Source organism: Clostridium sp. (assembly GCF_051650885.1).
Lineage (GTDB): Bacteria > Bacillota > Clostridia > Clostridiales > Clostridiaceae > Clostridium.
On the sequence record NZ_JBOFRG010000167.1, the window covers coordinates 23920 to 43777 of the forward strand.

Consider the following 19858-nt stretch of genomic DNA (forward strand, 5'->3'; position numbering starts at 1 on the left):
ATTGAAATATAGTAGATAGATATGATAGAAGGAGTATGTAAAGTGGAAGATAAGAATAATATTAGATATATAGGAAAATATATTTCTATGTTGTATAGAAGAAGTTTAGTTTATTTAAATAATAATCTTAAGGAATATAATATAACATCATCAGAATATATGTACATAATAAATATTCCAGATAATGAGAGCGTGAATTTGACTTATTTATCTCATAAATTATCAGTAGATCCTGCATTAACAACTAAAGTTATAAATAATTTAGTGAAAAAGGGCTTTATAGAAAAAATAAAGAGTGAAACTGATAAAAGAGCTTGTGAAGTTTCTTTAACAAAAGAAGGTCAAAAAGTAAAACCAGAAATATTTAGGGTTTTAAATGATTGGGTTTTAATTATGACTGAAGGTATGGAAGAGGATGAGCGAATGGAAATGATGAGTAAGTTAGAGTATATGGTAGATAATACAGAAAAGTAAACGAAGGAGAAATTAGGATGGAAACAAAAGAAAAAGTAGCAGATAGTAAAAGATGGCTTATACTATTTAGCGTTGTCATAGTTACTTTTATGGCATGTCTTGATGCAAGTATAGTTAATGTTGCATTGCCGGTTATATCACATGATTTAAAAGTGTCTATGTCGAGTATTCAATGGGCTATCACTACATATTTAATCGTAATTTCAGGTCTTATATTAACATTTGGAAGACTTGGAGATATTATAGGAAAGACTAAAGTTTTTAGAATTGGAATTATTATATTTACAGTAGGTTCTTTATTATGTGGTCTTTCACATAACATAACATTTTTAATAATATCAAGAGGAATACAAGGTCTTGGAGCTGCATGTACTATGGCAAATAGCCAAGGTATAATTACAGCTGCATTTAGTCCACAAGAAAGAGGAAAAGCACTTGGTATATCGGGACTTGTAGTTGCACTTGGAACGATGATAGGTCCAGCACTTGGGGGAATTATATCAGAATTTAAATGGGAAGATATATTCCTTATAAATATTCCAATAGGAATAGTGGCTCTTATATTAGCATTTAAAATCTTACCAAGCAGTAAGGTTCCTAAAGAAAATAGACCAAAGCTTGACTTAATAGGAACAGTTTTATTTATGATAACAATAACTGCGTTAGTTATTGCAATAACTGAAGGTAGTATTTATGGATTTACAAATAAATATATATTATTATCATTCGTAATAGCAATTGTAGGATTTATAGTATTTATGATTACTCAGGTTAAATTTAAATCACCAGTTTTAAATTTAAAAATATTTAAAAATCACAGATTCTCAAAAGGAGTATTTGCATCATTTTTAGTATTTACAGCTACAAGTAGTTATTCAATATTATTACCATTTTACTATGAATCAGTTAGAGGAATATCACCAGGAGTTAGTGGAATTCTAATGATTGTGTTCCCAGTAGCATTATCAATTTCATCACCACTTGCAGGAAGTCTTTCTGATAAAATGAGAAGAGAAATATTACCTTTTATAGGATTAATAATTTGTGGAATTGGATTTTTACTAATTAGTACATTGAAGCCAGAAACAAATATATTACTAGTGATTCTATATCTTTTCATAATGGGATTTGGAAATGGATTCTTCCAAGCACCAATGAATGCTATTGTAATGTCATCAGTAGATAGAACACAACTTGGAATAGCAGGTAGTATGAATGGACTTGTTAGAAATCTAGGGATGGTTTGTGGAATTACATTTGGAACATCACTTTTATATGATTTAATGAGTAGAAAATTAGGTTTTGTAGTTAGAGGATTTGTTCCAGGGCATGGAAAAATTTTTGTAAGTTCAATGGATATAGTTCTTTTAATAGGAGCAGGAATTTGTTTTGTTGGAGTTTTAATTGTTTTAAGTATAATACTTAAGATTAATAAAGAGAGAAAATTAGAAGGAAACAGATAGAAATTTAAGGCGTAGCGAGAGTTACGTCTTTTTAATTTAGAATTTGAAATTAAAAATTTAGAATTGGGAATTCAATTAACTGTTACTTCTAACCTATTAACTCTTAACTAAAATAAAGTGTGAATAAATTATTGACTTTTGGTGAAGTTGAAAGTAGAATTAGGGAGATTAACTTATAAATGGTGTTTTTTATAAAAACTTAAAAGGGAATAAGGTTAAATGCCTTAGCTACCCCAGTAACCGTATGGATGACGAAGTCTTTTTATATGCCACTGCATGATTTTTGTGGGAAGGTTTAGACTGAGGATGATTCTGAGCCGGGATACCTGCCTTTATATGAGTATTGTTACCTTCTGAGGGTTGGGTAATGATAGTATGTATAAAAAGTACGTATTTAACGCATACCTTTATAGGATGCGTATTTTTTTGCGTAGTAATCAAAGTACCCTGAATAATTAAAAGGGAGATATAATAATGAAAAACTTTAAAAAACTATTAGTTGTTTTCGCAGCACTTACTCTTGTTATAGGGGCTTTAGTAGGATGTGGAAATAAAGAAGTAACTATGAAAGATAGGGCTGGAAATGAATTTACGGCACCTAAAAAAATTGAAAGAATAATATCAACTGCACCATCAAATACTGAAATTTTAGTAGGACTTGGTTTAGGTGATAAAATTGTAGGAATAGATAAATATTCAAAGGATGTTCCAGGAATAAAGCAAGGAATACCAGAGATTGATTTTAGAAATCCTGATGCAGAGGCTATTATAGCTTTAAAGCCTGATATAGTTATAGCATCAACTCATAATAAAGAAGGAAAAGAAGACCCATTTAAGCTTATAAAGGATGCTGGAATTCCAGTGGTTTATGTACCAACAAGCGGAGGGTTTGAAGGGATTTATGAAGATATAGATTTTCTAGGGAAACTTACAGGAACAGAAAAGAAAGCCACTGAAATGGTAGATTCAATGAAAAGTGAAATAGCTAAAATTGAAGCTATAGGAAAAACTATAAAAGATAAGAAAACTGTTTATTTTGAGATAGGTTCAGACCCAAATCTTTTTAGCTTTGGAAATAATACTTTCTTAAATTCAATGATAGAAATTGTTGGAGCAAAAAATATTTTTGCAGATGAAAAAGAGTGGATAAGTCCTTCAGCAGAGTCAGTTATAAAGAAAGATCCAGATGTAATCTTAACTAATGAAACTTATTTACCTAATCCAGTTAAGAGCATAGAAGACAGACCAGGATTTAATACTATAAAGGCTGTAAAAGATAAACAAGTATTTGTAATAGATAAAAATGCATCATCACGTCCAAGCCAAGATTCAATAAAGGCGTTAAAGGAAATAGCAAAAGCTGTTTATCCTAAAGAGTATGCATCACTTGATTAAAAAGAATAAATTAATGTGGCTTAGTATCCCTATTGCTATATTAGTTATATGTATTGGAACTTCCATAGGGAGTTCCAATATTAATATAATGGATATAGTTAGGATAATAGGAAATAAACTTTTTAATATTCCACTACCAGAAAGTATAAATGCACAGGACGTGGCTATAATTTGGGTAATAAGATTGCCTAGAGTTATATTAGCATTTATAGTTGGAGCGATTTTATCAGTTAGTGGTGCTGTTACCCAGTCTATATTAAAGAACCCTTTAGCATCTCCATATACTATTGGAGTTTCAGCAGGAGCATCTCTTGGGGTTGGAGTATACATAATGCTTGGTATATCAATACCTTTCTTAGGGAATTTCACAATGCCTATAATAGGATTTGTATGTGGAGTAATAACTATTTTTACAGTAATAATGTTTGCAAATAAAGTGGATAGAGGATTTTCAAATAATACGTTGATACTTTCAGGAATGGTTTTATCACTTTTTGCAAGTGCAATATTAACTACTCTTACAGCTATTTTTAGTGAAGATTTAAAATCAGTTGCTATGTGGCAAATGGGTTCCTTTGGGCTTAAAAGTTGGAGCTATGTTATTGCAGGAATTCCTTTTGCAATTACAGGAATAGGCTTAATTTTAAGATATACAAAGGAAATGGATATTTTAAGCTTTGGTGAAGAGTATGCATTATCAGTAGGAGTAGAAACATCAAAGGTTAAAAAGATACTTCTAGTAGGAGTTGCAATTCTTTCTGGAAGTGCAGTAGCACTTAGTGGTGTTATTGGTTTTGTAGATTTAATTGTTCCTCATGTTGTACGAAGAATATTTGGTTCAAAGCATAAAATAATAATACCTATGAGTATTTTAATTGGTGGAACATTTATGGTTATAACTGATTTAATTGCAAGAACAGTAATATCACCATCAGAACTTCCAGTAGGTGCAATAACAGCTATAATAGGAGCACCATTTTTTGCATATATTTATTTTGGAAAGAAGAGGGGAAAGTAAATGCTTGAAATTAAAAATTTAAGTTGTGGATATGATGGAAATGATGTGGTACATGATGTTTCATTTAATGTGAAAAAAGGTGAAACTATTTCTATAATAGGACCAAATGGTTGTGGTAAAAGTACAATATTAAAGGCTATTGCAGGAATTATTGAGTATAAAGGTATAGTTAATATAGAAAATATAGATAGAAAAAATTTAAAAAGAAAAGATTTGGCTAAAAAGGTTGCATTAATGAGCCAAAATGCAGAAATATTCTTTGAATATACAGTATATGAAGCTGTGGCACTTGGAAGATATCCGTATATGAAAGATATGTTTTCAAGTTATACGAAAAAAGATGAAGAAATAATATTAAGCTCATTAAAAGAAGTAGGAATTTTAGATATAAAAGATAGAAGCATAAAGGAGTTATCAGGTGGACAATTGCAAAGAGTGTATTTAGCAAGAGCATTTACACAAGAGCCTGAAATAATACTTTTAGATGAGCCAACAAATCATCTTGATTTAAAATATCAAATTGAAATTTTAACATATATAAATAAATGGGCAAAAGAGAAAAATAAGATAGTAATAGGTGTTTTACACGATTTGAATTTAGTGAGTATGTTTAGTGAAAGATCAATTCTTATAGATGATGGAAAGATAGTGCTAAATGAAAAATCGGAAGAGGTACTTAAAAGTGAAAATATAGAAAAAGTTTATGGCATAAATATAAGAAGTTTTATGCTAGAGGCGTTAAAAAAATGGGTATAAAGTAAAAGCTAGGGATAAAAGAATTATCTCTAGCTTTTTAAATTACAAATTTAGTTGTTAGGCCATTTAATAGAAGGATATTTTATTATGTCACCATATTTTTGCATCCATTGTGAATAAGGCATAGTAACTAATTTATCATTCATAGGAATGTTATAAAATTCTTTATAATTTTCATTCCAAACACTTGGTCTCCAATACCAAACATAGTCATTATCTAAATTGTTAGGCAAGTCATCAGGAATATAAATATTAGTATTCCCTTCTTTAACTTGAATCTCCTGTACTTTGGCTCTATCAACAGTAAGTTTATGAATAGGAGTATAAACTCTAAATAAGTTGAAAAATCCTATTATATTTAATGCTAATAAGAAAATTAAAAGTAGGTTTCTTACTATATTAGAAGTATCTAATTCATTTATAACAGTTGCTATATACATTCCAAAGAAAATATACATAGGTGCAAAGCATCTAGGTCCTATAGGATGAACTATAAATAAAGGAATTGTAACTACTCCAATACTTAATATAAAGAATAAAGCTACTAATTTATTATTTTTCTTAAAATAAATAATTGGTACTAACACTAAAACAAAGTAGAAAATTATACTACTTATAAGCCCAATCATTGCTAAAGGTCCACGACTCCAGTCATAATTAACACCATTAAACTTAACCATATAATAAGTAAAGTAATAGTATCCACTAAATATAACAAAAGAGAAAAGATAAATAATTATAAGACTTCCTAAAATACGATGTTTTTTCTCTTTAAACTTTTTGATTAATACTAAAGTTATAATTATTGCTAATAAAAGGTTTAAAAAAACATTAAAGAAAATTAATTGCTTATAAATAACAACAAATAATTGTGAAATTGCTTTAGTAAACATAGAAGCTTTATCAATAGCACGACCAGAATAGTTTCCTTGAACCATCTGATGATAAGCAGGATTTTGGAACATAATTAAAAATCCTAAGAAAGCTCCTATCATATAAGTGATAGAAAGTTTAATAAGTTTTCTACACTTAATTATTGCAAAAATTAAAATAACAATAGACATTGCTACGTTATAACAAGTTACATGCTCAACAAACAGTGAACTAGAGACACTTAGTATAAAGGCAAGAACATAAGTAAGTTTAGAATTACATTCTTTAGAATCATCAAATATATATTTTCTAATTATATTTAGATAAATTAATATAATTACAACTGGTGGTATATAATTAGAAAATCCAGCAGTCCATACAATGGATTGCATTAATAATTCACGTGGCATTAATACTAAAATGGCTCCAAGAGTAAGAAGTAAAATGCTTTTATTTCTTTCATTTTGAATTAATTTAGAAGCGAAATAGCCGATTAATGCAAAGCAAAGCATCATAACAAAAATCTTTAAGGCTACACTTCTAGTAATAATCATAACTAAAGAATTACCTAGGTAACGACCGTTATATCCATAAAAAAAATGGTGCAATTGCTTCATACCTGCGGAACTACCCCAAAATAAGTCATCAGCAGTATATGGGAAAAGGTATAAAACTCTAAGATACAGAATTCCAAACACTGCTATATATAATTTTTTTTTCATAAATATCTCCTAACATATGTATTTATTAAAAATATATTTCATTTAAATGATACATCATAATAGAAGGCTATATATGAATAAAATGTAAAAAAAGAGTACAAATTTGAAGTGATAAGTCTTTTTTAGGATTCATAAAAATTTTTTATTATTAAGTAATAATTATTATTGATTAATTGATTTGGATGGTATATAATTTAGTCATAGATAAGAGAATAATAACGTAATGATAGATAGAAAAAAAGTTTAGGAGGAATTGATTATGAAAAAATTTGTATGTGTAGTTTGTGGATATATTCATGAAGGAAATGAGGCACCAGAAAAATGTCCTATATGTGGTGTAGGTGCTGATCAATTTAAAGAGATGGAAGGCGAAATGCAATGGGCAGATGAACATAGAGTTGGAATAGCTCAAGGTGTTGATGAAAAAGTTGTTGAAGGATTAAGAGCTAACTTTATGGGTGAATGTACTGAAGTTGGAATGTATTTAGCAATGTCAAGACAAGCGGATAGAGAAGGTAAACCAGAAGTTGCAGAAGCTTACAAAAGAATAGCGTTTGAAGAAGCAGAGCATGCTGCTAAATTTGCAGAACTTTTAGGTGAGGTTGTGGTAGCTGACACAAAAGCTAACTTACAAGCAAGAGTTGATGCTGAATTTGGTGCATGTCAAGGTAAAAAAGACTTAGCTACTTTAGCAAAACAATTAAACTTAGATGCAATCCATGACACAGTTCATGAAATGTGTAAAGATGAAGCAAGACATGGAAGAGCTTTTAAAGGTCTTTTAGATAGATACTTTGGAGATAATAATGATAACAATGAAGATCCATTTGAATTTAAAAAGTTTGAATTAATAAAAAGAGTACAAGAAAATGATGTAATTACTTCATTCTATTTTAAAAGAGTAGATGGAAAGCCTTTAGCAGAGCATAAGGCAGGACAATTCCTTTCAATCAAACCAGTTAAATCAGGTGAAAATGTTAATGAAGTTAGACAATATAGTCTTTCAATGAAACCAGGAGCAGACTTCTATAGAATAAGCGTTAAAAAAGAAGAAAAAGGTTTAATATCAAAATACATTCATGAAAACTTAAGTGTTGGAGATGTAATTGAAGCAACAAGCCCTCTTGGAGAATTTATATTAAAAGAAGGAAATAATGATAGACCATTAGTTCTTTTAAGTGGTGGAATTGGAGTTACTCCAATGATGTCAATGTTATATAAAGCATCTGAAGGCGATAGAAAAGTTGTGTTTGCACAAGCAGTATTAAACTCAACAGCACATACATTTAAATCAGAATTAGAAGAAATTAAGAAAAATCATTCAAATGTAGAAAGTGCAATATTCTACCAAACACCATTAGAAAATGATGTAAAAGGTGAAGACTATGACTTTGAAGGATTTATGTCAAAAGAATGGATAGAATCATTACCTAAAAATGCAGAATTCTACTTCTGTGGACCATTAGGATTTATGAAACACATCTACAATACACTTATAGGAATGGGAGTTAAAGAAGACTCTATAAACTATGAGATGTTTGGACCATCAGCAGACTTAAAAGATATGTAGTGAAGATAAAATAAGATAAAAGCTTAGCAGAAAGTGAAAATCTTTTTGCTAAGCTTTTTAAAAGTAAAAAAATTCCTTTTATGTTTAAATTGACAATAAATAACAGTGATTTGCCAATAAAGAAAGACTATGATATTATATAACTCGATAAAAACTACATATAATAAGAATATTACATATGAAAAGTTTAGGAGGAATAGATATGTCAGCTTTACCAAAATGCCCAAAGTGTGGTTCAGAATATACTTATGAAGATGGATTAATGTTAGTATGCCCAGAGTGTGCTCACGAATGGAGTGCAAACAGTACAGAAGCATCTGAAGATACTCTAGTAGTAAAGGATTCTAACGGAAACATACTTCAAGATGGTGATTCAGTAACTATAGTAAAAGACCTTAAAGTAAAAGGTGCATCATCAGCACTTAAAAAAGGAACTAAGGTTAAAAATATTAGATTAGTTGATGGAGATCACAACATTGATTGTAAAATAGATGGTTTTGGAGCAATGAGCTTAAAATCAGAATTTGTTAAGAAAATCTAGTTTATTTTTAAATTAAATTTGATAAAATAAGAATATAAGAAAAGCATAGTGCTGCAAACACTATGCTTAACCTAGAACGTTTATTTTGTTTTAGGGCTATTGAATTAGAATTAGAGAAAAGCGTTACTTTTGGGAAGATGGACGCTTTTTTTGTTTTTTAACAAAAGAATTATAGCATTTAGAAGATTTACTAGCCATAAGATAATAATGGAAAAAGATTTGAATTTAGATAGGTGTATGTTAGAGTAAAATTAGTAGATTTTATGAGTGGAGGAAGAATGATGAATATAAGATTTTTAAAAAGAAGCAAGGAAAATATTTTAGATTATTTGAAAAAATATTATAATGAAAATTCTATCTTTATAGATGTATTTTGGGAAGAGAGGGTTATGAAATCAAGCTTCTATGAAATACAAGTAGATGGAAAGTTTTCAGGGGTTTGTGGTATTTTTGAAAGTAATATGATTATGGTTTTAGCTATAGAATTAGAGTATAGACATTTACAGTATAAAATATTTGAGGAAGTAAAAAGACTTGAAAATGTTCAGTATGCAGCAGTAACTACAAGTGATGAAATGTTTATGGGGCTTGCACTTGAGTATTCAAAGGATATGGAAAAGGATTCTTATTATTCTATAGATTCTAAAAGAAAGATTATAGATTTAGAAAGACTAGAATTAAAGCTTGCAATGATAGAAGATTTGAGAAATATTGAAAATGTAACTGAAGGATATTACTCGAATTTAGAGGAAGAAATAAAAAGTGGGCAAGTGTATTTAGCCATAGATGGAGAAGAGGTAATAGGGGTAGGTCACTTTGTAAATGGAATATTATTTAATAATCAAGTTAACATAGGAATGTATGTTAATTCTAAATATAGAGGACTTGGTTATGGAACTGAAATTCTTATAAGACTTAAAGAACTTGCATATATGGTTGGAAAAGAACCTATTTCAGGCTGTTGGGCTTATAATCATAATTCACTAAAGGCTCAGATAAAAGCTGGAATGAGTATGAAGGCAAGATTTTTGAAATTTAAAATATAAAATTAAACCCATTAGCAAAGCGCTAGTGGGTTTAATTTTACTTACTTACATCATTTAATGAAGATAATAAATTTACAAAGTCTCTCTTTATCGTAGTGTCTGAGATAAAGATTATTAAGATATCATTATCTTTTAATGTATAGGCTGCTCTAAAGTTAGTGAATTTATTAATTACAACCTTATATTCATAAATAATATCACCTTTATATTTTAAACCATGAGCAGTTTTTATTTTATAAGGCTTTTCTGTAATAAAAACAGGAAGAACAGTATGGATATTTTTTATTATTGCTTCCTCATGAGTAGAGAATTTTTTGAAAAATTTCTTTAATATATGATTATCGTCAATTTTAATATTAAACATTTATGTCACCTTCTATTACTGCTAAATGAAGTCTATTACTTCTTGGAAATTCTTTTTTTACCATAGATTTTAAAAGTTTTCTAACGCCTCTTTCATCTAAAGCTTTAAAGGTTTCTTTGAAAAAACCATCTTCAATTACATCATAGGAATCTGTACGCTTTATAACAGAGACCTTTCTATCTTTTTTAAAGGTTAAAATAGAAACACCTTGATTTATTTCTAATCTTCTTAACTTAATAAAAGTAAAATCTATGAAGTTGCTTAAATCTACCATAAATAAAATCACAACCTTTCTATAAATAAGTATAGCATGATTAAAGGATATAGAAGAAATACGTATATTTTATAAAAGATATAGAAATTAGTTATCAAGTATTGTAAAATTAAGCTTATCAAAAAGAAGAAGGTAGGATAAAACTATGAATAGATACGTAATTTTAGCAAATCCAGGACACAATAGAATATATTTTGATACGGCTTTAAATATAGCATACTCTGAACTTAAGGCTATTTTAGGAGCAAGGGAAGTACATATAGAAGAAATGTTTGAAGGTGATTTAGGATTACCTGCAAGTATTTGCTTTAATACAAAGGAAGAATTAAAGGAAGAAGATTTTGAGGCTATAGGTACAGCATCAATATACTATGCAATGTTTGAGATTGTTGAAGGAAATTTATTAAAGCCAATTATAGTAAAAGATTTTAGAACATTCCCAGAAAGTATGGTTCAAATATTAAAGTACACAGGAAAAACAAATGAGCAATTTACAAGACTAATGGTAAATTTAGCATTAAGTGCATGTAAAACAGGAAGTAAAAAAATTAAATTAATAGACCCGATGTGCGGAAAAGGAACAACTCTTTATGAAGGGCTTATAAGAGGGTTTGATGTAGCAGGAATAGAGATAAATGCACAGTGGACACAAGAAATTCAAAACTATATCATTAGATATTTAAAGCTTGGAAAATATAAGCATAAAGCACAAAAAGAAAAAAGATCAGGAATAAAAGGAAAGAAAATAGCAGACTGCTTTATAGTAGATATGGCAAGTACAAAAGAAGATTTTACTTGTGGAAATACACAAAACTTTAATCTGTTCTTATCAGATACAAGAAATGCAAATCTTTTATTAAAAAGAAATTCATGCGATATATTAGTATCAGATTTACCTTATGGTGTGCAACATGGAAGCAAGGCAGAAGGAGATTCTACAATGGATAGAAGTCCATTAGAGCTTTTAAAAAATTGTATTCCAGCATGGCAAAACGTATTAAAAGTAAAGGGTGCATTATGTATTTCATTTAATGAATTTACTTTAAAGTATGAGGATGTAAAAGAAGTTTTAGAAGAAAATAACTTTACAGTTTTAGATGAAGAGCCATTTAACGGATATATACACAGAGTGGATCAAGCAATAAACAGAAATCTTATAGTTGCAGTGAAAAAGTAGAGAATAAAATTATTTTTAGTTTAACCATCAGTTTTAACTGGTGGTTTTTTTTGCATAAAAAAAAGACTTTTATAAAAAAGTCTTTTGTGGTTGCGGGAGCAGGACTTGAACCTACGACCTTCGGGTTATGAGCCCGACGAGCTACCAACTGCTCCATCCCGCGATATTAAATGTTTTAATTTCTTCCTTACCGACTGTTGTAAGTATAGTCCTTATATCAGTAGAAGTCAAGGAATATATTTTAAAAGTTTGAAATTTTAGTATTTTGAATAAAAATACTGTTTTCATAAAAAAAAGACTTTTAGAAAGTCTTTATGGTTGCGGGGGCAGGACTTGAACCTACGACCTTCGGGTTATGAGCCCGACGAGCTACCAACTGCTCCACCCCGCGATATTAAGGTGTCTCTTTTTTGACTATGGACTAAGTATAGTCTTTATATTTATATAAGTCAACAAAAACTTACTATGATAGCAGTTTTGTATAAGTTTCATATTATAAGAATAAGAAATTTATGTAGGAGAGATTTATGAGGGAGGAAAGGTTAGATTCAAAAATTAGATTATATAATTCAATCGGTAATCGAGATTTAGCAGATAAGGTTGAATTTATTAATGGAGGAAATAAGAAAGATAAGAAACAATCCATAGAAGTTGTGGGTATAAGTGGGGATAATGTGGATAAAATTTCACAATCTGTGGAAAACTTAGGCGGAAAGTATGAAAAACTAGGATATGGGTACGGAATAATTACTATTCCTGTGGATAAAATACAAGAACTTAATAGTTTAAGTCAGTTTCAATATTTAGAATTACCAAAGACTGTGTACACAAGTGATTTTTATAGTAATAGAGATATTTGTGTTCCTGAAGTCCAAAATGCATATAAGTTATATGGAGAAGGTATTTTAGTTGGATTTATAGATACTGGTATAGATTATAAAAATATAGGATTTAGAAAAGAAAATGGAGAAACAAGGATTGAGTATATTTGGGATTTAGAGCTTGAAAAAGTTTTTACGAAAGCAGAAATAAATATGGCTTTAAAATCAAATAATCCTGAAGAGATAGTTCCATCTTATGATTTGATAGAGCATGGAACCCATGTTGTAGGAATCGCTTGTGCTGGTGGTAATATTCCAAAGGATAAATATGGAGTTGCACCAAAGGCTTCAATTGCAATGGTTAAAGCGACTAGAGGGAAGTTTAGTATAAGTACACAAATAATGAGAGGAATAAAATTTTTAGTAGATAAGTCTAAAGAACTAGATATGCCATTAGTTATAAATTTAAGCTTAAGTACAAATGATGGTGCACATAATGGAAATTCATTGTTAGAAAAATATATAGAAACAGTTTGTGATTTAGAGAGAGTAACGATGGTGGTTGCAGCTGGAAATGAAGGTTCAATATCTCATCATGTATTTGGAGATTTAAGGGTAGAAGAAAAAATTGATTTTAATGTTGGATCAGGAGAAGGTTCAATTACATTTTCAATGTTTTTAGATGTTTTAAGTAGAATTACTGTTGAGGTGTTAAACTCATCTGATTTAAGTTCAGGAACAATGGAGCTTAAAAAAGGATTTAATAAAATTAGTGTGGGGAATGACAGTGTTCTTTTTTATATGTCAGGGCCAAAGCCATTTGATTTGATGGGGGAAATTTTAATAACAATTGTATCTAATGCAGAATTTATTCAAGAAGGAAGATGGAGAATTAAAATAAACTCAATTGATGGAAAGAGAGGAAGGTTTAATATATGGCTTCCAATACAAGAAGGCTTAAACCCAGAAACAAAATTTTTAAATGCAGACCCATTTTTTACAATAGGAATTCCAGCAACTGTTAGAAATGTTATATCAGTTGGAAGCTATAATAGCGTAACGAATAACATATCAGCATTTAGTGGAAGAGGAGCTATATATTCAAATGATGTAATAAAGCCAGAAGTTATAGCACCAGGTGAAAATATAATGTCTTTAATTCCCGATGGGTTTGATACAAAAACGGGAACTTCAATGGCAGCACCTCATATTACAGGGATAGCAGCATTGTTAATGGAATGGGGAATAGTTCAAAAGAATGACAAATCTTTGTTTGGGGAAAGGCTTAAAAGTTATCTTGTAAAAGGTGCAAAAAGAAATAGACCAGATGAATTATATCCAAATTCAATTTGGGGGTATGGAGTAGCATGTCTTCAAAATACGTTTGAAATTTTAAATAATGAAAAAATGAGGGGGATGAGAATGGATAGAGCTAGAAAAATTGTAGAATACTTTGGTGACATAGAAAAAGAAGTAAGTAAATATAATGGAGCTGAACTTATAATTTTAGATGATAGAATAGCTGTATTAGAAGCACCGTTTGATATTATGGCTAAAATGTTAGAGGAAATTAAGCAAATTGTATTTGTGGAAGCGTCACCAGTTTATACTTTAAATAAAATATCACCAACTGAGTCTGCAGGGACATATCTTTTTAATAATAATCCATATTTATCACTTACAGGTAAGGGCGTGTTAGTTGGAATAGTTGATACGGGAATTGATTATTTGAATCCAGAATTTATAAATGAAGATAATACAACAAGAATACTATCAATATGGGATCAAACTGTAAAAGGACCTCCTGTAGTATGGCATCATTATGGAAAGGTATATGATGATGCTGATATAAATAAAAGCTTAAGTTTAAAGGCTTCAGGTGGAGACCCATATACTATTGTTGAAAGTAAGGATGAGAATGGACATGGAACTATGGTGGCAGGAATAATTGGAGCCAGGGGAAAAAATCCAGAGATTATAGGTGCAGCACCAGATTGTAAGTTTGTTATAGTTAAGCTTAAAAATGCATCTGAAAATTATTTAAAAGAAGCTGGAGTAACAAAAGAAGGAATAGGAAGATATGAAAATTCAGATATACTTCTTGGAATAAGACATTTATTAGGTATAGCAAAGGAAAGGTTAATGCCAATAGTTATATATGTACCACTTGGAACAAATTTAGGCTCTCATGATGGAAACACTATAATTGAGAGATATATAGATGATTTATCAAAGAAGAAAGGTGTTGTTGTTGTTGCAAACACTGGTAATGAGGGGAATGAAGATTCTCATACAGAGGGAATGCTTAGAAAGTCAGGAGATACAAAGACTATAGAATTATTAGTAGATAAAAATCAAGGTAATCTTAATTTTGAGATTTGGTGTAGAAAACCAGATAAAGTTTCATTAGGAATAGTATCCCCTTCAGGAGAAGTAATTGAAAAGATACAAGCAAAACTAAAACAAATTGAAGAGATAAGATTTGTTTTTGAAAAAACAAGTATTTTTATACAATACCTTATTCCGGAGGAAGTAACAGGAGATGAAGTTATACGTATAAAAGCTACTGACTTAAAGGAAGGGATATGGCAGTTTAAGCTTATAGGAGACTATATTGTTGATGGAAGGTATGATGCATGGATACCACAAAGAAGCTTGATTGGAGATGGAACAAAATTTTTAAATTCAAGCCAATATTGTACTTTAGAAATGCCATCTACAGCAGAAAATATAATATCAGTAGGGTATTATAATCAAAATAATAATGCAACAGTGAGTAAGTCAGGAAGAGGAAATACAAGAGATGAAAGAATAAAGCCAGATGTTGTAGCAGGAGGAGTGGATGCAATAACATTACTTCCAGGAGGAGGAACACAAGTATCAAGTGGAGCATCTATTGCAGGAGCTGTTGTAGCAGGGTGTGCAGCGCTTATGATGCAATGGGGAGTAATTGATGGAAATGATACGACTATGTATTCTGTTAAAATGAAAACTTATTTAATAAGAGGAGCTAAAATGAGACCCGGAGATTCTTATCCTAATAAAGAGTGGGGATATGGAATGATAGATATGAAAGGTGTATTTGATAATATGAGGAAAAAACAAGAGGAAAGTATGTTTAGAACTTATGATGTAGGAGAGTTATTTATAAGAATTCCTAAAAACAATGAACCAAAAAGGGAGTAAGGAATAAATTAATTATAAGAGTAATACTAAGGAGTATATTTATGCCTGAAAAAGGAAGGTTAAAGATACAATGTTTTAAAGGAGAGGACTATATCCCACTAGATGGATGTAAAGCAATAATAACTACTGGAAGACGCTCAAAAAAGCGTGCAAGAGAAGTTATGTTAAGTACAGATTCATCAGGACTTACAGAAATTATAGAATTAGATGCACCACCAAAGAAAAATAGTGAAACACCAACAGGAAAAATTCCATATAGCCAATATGATATTAAAATTCAAAAGGATGGATTTGAAGATTTTATAGTAAATGGATGTCAAATTTATTCAGGAGAAACTGCATATCAAAAGTGTAATTTAAAGCCTAAAAAAGGAGCTGCGAATCCAAGTATAATAACAGTATTAGATAATAGGTTGTATGGAAATTTTCCAGAAAAAATTCCAGAAGCAGAAATGAAAAAGCTTCCACCACCATCAAGTGGAGTTGTACTTCCAAAGCCAGTAGTACCTGAATATATTGTGGTGCATGAAGGAAATCCAAGCCAAGGAGGGAAAAATTATAAACTACTTTATAAAGATTATATAAAAAATGTAGCATCAAGTGAGATATATTCTACTTGGCCTAAGACTACTATTCAAGCAAACATATTTTGTATAATTTCATTTACTTTAAATAGAATATACACAGAGTGGTATAGAGCAAAGGGATATCCTTTTGATATAACAAATTCTACGGCATATGACCATGCATTTGTTTATGGAAGAACTATTTATGAAAGCATTAGTGTTGCAGTAGATGAAATCTTTTCTACATTTGTTAAAAGAACAGGGAGAAAGCAACCTCTTTTAACACAATATTGTAATGGAACGACAGTAAAATGTCCTGCATGGTTTAGCCAATGGGGGAGCAAAACTTTAGGTGACCAAGGTAAAACACCATTTGAAATTTTAAAATATTACTATGGAAATAATATAGTTTTGCAAACTGCAGAAAAGGTAAAGGGAAGCCCAAAATCTTACCCAGGATATTCATTAAATATTGGAGCAAGTGGAGAGCCGGTAAGAACAGTACAGCAATTTTTAAATAGAATAGCTGTAAACTATCCATTGATACCTAAGGTAGCTGTAGATGGAAGCTATGGAAAGGCAGTTGCGGATCAGGTAAAGGTTTTTCAAGGAGTGTTTGGATTAAATCAAACAGGAGTTGTAGATTATGCAACCTGGTATAAAATATCAGAAATATACACAGGAGTTACTAAAATTGCAGAATTAAATGGATAAAGGACCGCTTAAAAGCAGTCCTTTATTTACGTTTGAATTCATTTTTAATATAGTATTTAATGCAAAAGAAAACAAATATTAAACTAAGACATCCAAACATAGGATACAAAGTTTTAATTAAGTTACCAAAGCCTATAAGAGATATTGGAAAGGCTATTAATAAAACTAATATAACAGCTTTCTTAAATGGGATTTTGAGGGTTTGTTCTAGAGTTTTTCCGATGGAATAAACATCTGATACTTCTGTTGAGAACATCTCCATAAGGATTACTATAAGCAATAAAGCTTGTATTACTGTTCCAAATCTTTTAGCTACGAAAAGAAGTGGTACTTCATATTGGAAGGTGTAAGGAACGTTTATAAAAAGTAGGAAGTTTATCATTAATGATAATAATGTAAGTCCTACTGCTCCAACTATAACCCCTTTTTTCATTATTTTATGGTCTTTAACTGATGTACATAAAGGAACTAAAACACCACAGCAACAAAGTACATTATATCCTGCGTAAAGGATAGTTGAGATAGTAAGACTTCCTTCTTTTTTAGGAAAGCTTTGAATAATTGAAGATATGCTTATGTTGTCCATACAAAAAAATAAATAAAGTCCTGTTATAACAGTGATTGTAAAAATTAATGTTGGCACTATAAATGAGTTTACTTCAATAAGTCCTTCTGTTCCTCTATATAAAAAGAAGAGAGATACACCTATCATCAAAAAAGTACCTACAAGCTTTGGAATTCCTGAAAATTGATGAATTAAAGCACCACTACCTGCAAGAATTATTGAAGCGCTTGAGATAAGATAAAAAGTGGTTGTAAGTCCAGTTATTTTCCCAAAGAAATTGGGGCTGATAACATTAATAAAATCATTATAAGAATGAAGATTTTTATTGCTACTTATTTTACTTATAATTGAACCAATTATTATATAAAAAATCCCACAGAAGATTATAAATATAAAGCTTTTAGGTCCAAAGGATGTAAAAAAGTTGGTTATCTCTTGACCTGATGCAAGACCGGCACCAACTATAGTTCCAATAAATACCGCTGCTATTTGAAAAATTTTAGATAAATTTCTCATAAAAAACTCCTTTTAAAATTAGTATTCTTAACAATATATAGGTAAAGCTTAAAAAATATTCTAATAAAAGTGAATAATAGAGATTTTAAAATGAAAAACTAAGAAAAGTTAAAGATTAGGGAGGATTTTAGAGTGAGGAAAAAGTATGTAGTTATAGTACTACTTGTTTTATTTTTTTGTATAGGTTGTGAGAAAATAGAGTCAGATGATGTCAATATTTTTAATGTAGAAACAGCAAAATTAAAAGCTATAGAATATGTCTATAGAATTCAAAAGGGTGATGTAATAGGAGCAAATGAAATAGCAACAAAGGAACTTGCTTCAAAAACTATATTAAATAAAGAGGCTTTACCCATAGTTTCTTATAAAATAATTAGAGCAACTGAGGTAAGTGATGGTGTTTATTTAGAAACAGCAGTTGTTAAGAGTAAAATGGGGGATAAAAAATGTGATTTAGACATGTGGATAATTAAAGTTTTAAGAGATTCAAATGATGAGTATAAAATAGCAGAAGTGAAGAGTAGAATAAATAAAGAAATTTTTGCAACAAAGGGTGCTATTAAAATGATAGATAGTGGGGCGTCTAACATAGATGTAGTAACAAATTTAGAAGTAATCCCAAATGCTTTATATCCAAGGAATGAAGAGGTTATGTTAAATAAAGACAGTATCCCTAAAAAGGAGTTTCAGACATTAGGAGTAAGTTTTGATGGAAATTATGTAGCTTTTAGTACAACAGATGGGAAAGATACGTTTATTGGAGTTGCTATACTTGAAAATGCAAGACCTGCTATGGCAAGAGTTGCAAACCTTGCAGAAGGGCTAACATCAGATGATATGAAAAAGATATTTGAAAAACCTATAGCAGGGAAAATAGTATATTGCGATATTATTTCTAATGCAAAAGTAAAGGAATTTATATTTTCTGAAGAAAATGATGCATTAATTGTAGGATATGAAAGAAGCAATAATACATCTGGCATAAATATATATGGTATTCCTGATGGAGGATTGTTACCAATAGATTTACAAAAATTATTTCCAGATGATAGATATACAGTAGAATACTTAGCGTCAGTTAAATCAAATGTAATAATAAATGTAAAGAAGCGAGAGAATGTTAATGGAATTTATCAGGAATTATTAGGAGAATACACTATTGATTTAAAAGAAAAATCTATAGATAAAGTTTAATAGGAATTTTAACAAAAGGAGCAACTGTGATATGATAAAGTAAAAATTACTTATAACATGGAGGAGAAAAATGATTAAAGAGTGGAATGGTAAAAGATATAATAATCTAAACCATTTTTTAAGACAAAAATTTGGTGAAAAAGTATTTAAAATTTCATTAGATGGTGGATTTACATGTCCTAATAGAGATGGAAAAGTTGCAAAGGGTGGTTGTACTTTTTGTAGTGAAAGAGGTTCTGGTGATTTTGCTGGAGATAGAGAAATATCTATATCAAAGCAATTTATAGATGTTAAAGATATGATGAATAAAAAGTGGAAAGAAGGAAAGTATATAGCATATTTCCAAGCTTACACAAATACATATGCACCTATTGATGAACTTAAAAGAAAGTATGAAGAGGCAATAAATCAAGAAGGTGTTGTTGCACTTGCTATAGCAACAAGACCAGATTGTTTAGATGAAGAAGTTTTAGATTTGATTGAGGAAATGAATAAGAAGTTATATGTGTGGATAGAGATAGGGCTTCAAACAGTTTCTGATAAAACAGGAAGAAAAATAAACAGAGGATATGATACAGTTGTTTATAGTGATGCAATTGAGAGAGTAAAGAAAAGAAATATTG

General features: G+C 29.9%; 16 protein-coding genes, 2 tRNA genes, 2 pseudogenes and 1 riboswitch. Of the genes and pseudogenes, 14 read left to right on the plus strand and 6 right to left on the minus strand.

All coding sequences use genetic code 11. The annotated features are described in order from the left end of the window. Positions 1–42 precede the first annotated feature (42 nt). The 5 genes from ACRC28_RS08220 to ACRC28_RS08240 all read left to right on the plus strand — a co-directional run bounded on the left by ACRC28_RS08220 (position 43) and on the right by ACRC28_RS08240 (position 5106). On the plus strand, positions 43–474 hold the full coding sequence (locus ACRC28_RS08220; RefSeq protein ID WP_438542975.1) for a MarR family winged helix-turn-helix transcriptional regulator: 432 nt from the start codon (positions 43–45) through the stop codon (positions 472–474). A gap of 17 nt (positions 475–491) precedes the next feature. Beyond that, the gene (locus tag ACRC28_RS08225) at positions 492–1937 is read left to right on the plus strand and encodes an MFS transporter (protein WP_438542976.1); all 1446 of its coding nucleotides are present in this window, start codon (positions 492–494) and stop codon (positions 1935–1937) included. 164 nt (positions 1938–2101) lie between these two features. Beyond that, positions 2102–2285, plus strand: a riboswitch (cobalamin riboswitch). Positions 2286–2411: 126 nt separating this feature from the next. Further along, the gene (locus ACRC28_RS08230; protein ID WP_438542977.1) at positions 2412–3332 is read left to right on the plus strand and encodes an ABC transporter substrate-binding protein; all 921 of its coding nucleotides are present in this window, start codon (positions 2412–2414) and stop codon (positions 3330–3332) included. After that, positions 3316–4350, plus strand: a complete 1035-nt coding sequence (locus ACRC28_RS08235; protein WP_438542978.1) for a FecCD family ABC transporter permease — start codon at positions 3316–3318, stop codon at positions 4348–4350. The genes ACRC28_RS08230 and ACRC28_RS08235 overlap by 17 nt, the downstream gene beginning before the upstream one ends. Further along, positions 4351–5106, plus strand: coding sequence for an ABC transporter ATP-binding protein (locus tag ACRC28_RS08240; RefSeq protein WP_438542979.1), 756 nt, complete (start codon positions 4351–4353; stop codon positions 5104–5106). 50 nt (positions 5107–5156) lie between these two features. Here ACRC28_RS08240 and ACRC28_RS08245 read toward each other — a convergent pair whose 3' ends face one another. Continuing rightward, positions 5157–6701, minus strand: coding sequence for a DUF6056 family protein (locus ACRC28_RS08245; RefSeq protein ID WP_438542980.1), 1545 nt, complete (start codon positions 6699–6701; stop codon positions 5157–5159). A 259-nt stretch (positions 6702–6960) separates the two neighbouring features. Here ACRC28_RS08245 and ACRC28_RS08250 point away from each other — a divergent pair. The 4 genes and pseudogenes from ACRC28_RS08250 to ACRC28_RS08265 all read left to right on the plus strand — a co-directional run. Then, positions 6961–7497, plus strand: a pseudogene (locus ACRC28_RS08250) (NADH peroxidase); the annotation flags it as partial. A 60-nt stretch (positions 7498–7557) separates the two neighbouring features. After that, positions 7558–8271 (plus strand): annotated as a pseudogene (locus ACRC28_RS08255) (FAD-binding oxidoreductase); the annotation flags it as partial. Between the two features lie 202 nt (positions 8272–8473). Further along, positions 8474–8812, plus strand: a complete 339-nt coding sequence (locus ACRC28_RS08260) for a zinc ribbon domain-containing protein YjdM (protein ID WP_438542981.1) — start codon at positions 8474–8476, stop codon at positions 8810–8812. Between the two features lie 233 nt (positions 8813–9045). Beyond that, complete coding sequence (locus ACRC28_RS08265; RefSeq protein ID WP_438542982.1) at positions 9046–9858, plus strand: GNAT family N-acetyltransferase; 813 nt, start codon at positions 9046–9048, stop codon at positions 9856–9858. A gap of 37 nt (positions 9859–9895) precedes the next feature. Here ACRC28_RS08265 and ACRC28_RS08270 read toward each other — a convergent pair whose 3' ends face one another. After that, a complete protein-coding gene (locus ACRC28_RS08270; protein ID WP_438542983.1) occupies positions 9896–10222 on the minus strand; it encodes a hypothetical protein in 327 nt (108 codons plus the stop codon). Further along, positions 10215–10496, minus strand: a complete 282-nt coding sequence (locus ACRC28_RS08275) for a hypothetical protein (protein WP_438542984.1) — start codon at positions 10494–10496, stop codon at positions 10215–10217. Before ACRC28_RS08275 ends, ACRC28_RS08270 begins: the two co-directional genes overlap by 8 nt. A gap of 145 nt (positions 10497–10641) precedes the next feature. Between ACRC28_RS08275 and ACRC28_RS08280 the strand changes: the two genes are divergently transcribed. Further along, the gene (locus ACRC28_RS08280; protein ID WP_438542985.1) at positions 10642–11673 is read left to right on the plus strand and encodes a TRM11 family SAM-dependent methyltransferase; all 1032 of its coding nucleotides are present in this window, start codon (positions 10642–10644) and stop codon (positions 11671–11673) included. Positions 11674–11760: 87 nt separating this feature from the next. On the opposite strand, the gene ACRC28_RS08285 is transcribed toward ACRC28_RS08280, so the two are convergent. Both ACRC28_RS08285 and ACRC28_RS08290 read right to left on the minus strand, forming a co-directional pair. Further along, positions 11761–11836, minus strand: a tRNA-Met gene (locus ACRC28_RS08285). A 152-nt stretch (positions 11837–11988) separates the two neighbouring features. Further along, positions 11989–12064: transfer RNA gene (locus ACRC28_RS08290), tRNA-Met, on the minus strand. A 136-nt stretch (positions 12065–12200) separates the two neighbouring features. Here ACRC28_RS08290 and ACRC28_RS08295 point away from each other — a divergent pair. Both ACRC28_RS08295 and ACRC28_RS08300 read left to right on the plus strand, forming a co-directional pair. Continuing rightward, on the plus strand, positions 12201–15680 hold the full coding sequence (locus ACRC28_RS08295) for a S8 family serine peptidase (protein WP_438542986.1): 3480 nt from the start codon (positions 12201–12203) through the stop codon (positions 15678–15680). 41 nt (positions 15681–15721) lie between these two features. Continuing rightward, entirely contained in the window at positions 15722–16960 is a 1239-nt protein-coding gene (locus ACRC28_RS08300; protein ID WP_438542987.1) for a peptidoglycan-binding protein, read from the plus strand. 22 nt (positions 16961–16982) lie between these two features. On the opposite strand, the gene ACRC28_RS08305 is transcribed toward ACRC28_RS08300, so the two are convergent. Then, a complete protein-coding gene (locus ACRC28_RS08305) occupies positions 16983–18041 on the minus strand; it encodes a YkvI family membrane protein (protein ID WP_438542988.1) in 1059 nt (352 codons plus the stop codon). A 132-nt stretch (positions 18042–18173) separates the two neighbouring features. On the opposite strand from ACRC28_RS08305, the gene ACRC28_RS08310 reads away from it, so the two are divergent. Together ACRC28_RS08310 and ACRC28_RS08315 are read left to right on the plus strand one after the other, a co-directional pair. Further along, complete coding sequence (locus ACRC28_RS08310) at positions 18174–19235, plus strand: hypothetical protein (RefSeq protein WP_438542989.1); 1062 nt, start codon at positions 18174–18176, stop codon at positions 19233–19235. Positions 19236–19305: 70 nt separating this feature from the next. Then, positions 19306–19858 (plus strand): TIGR01212 family radical SAM protein (locus ACRC28_RS08315; RefSeq protein WP_438542990.1); only part of this gene is annotated, 553 nt, incomplete at its 3' end.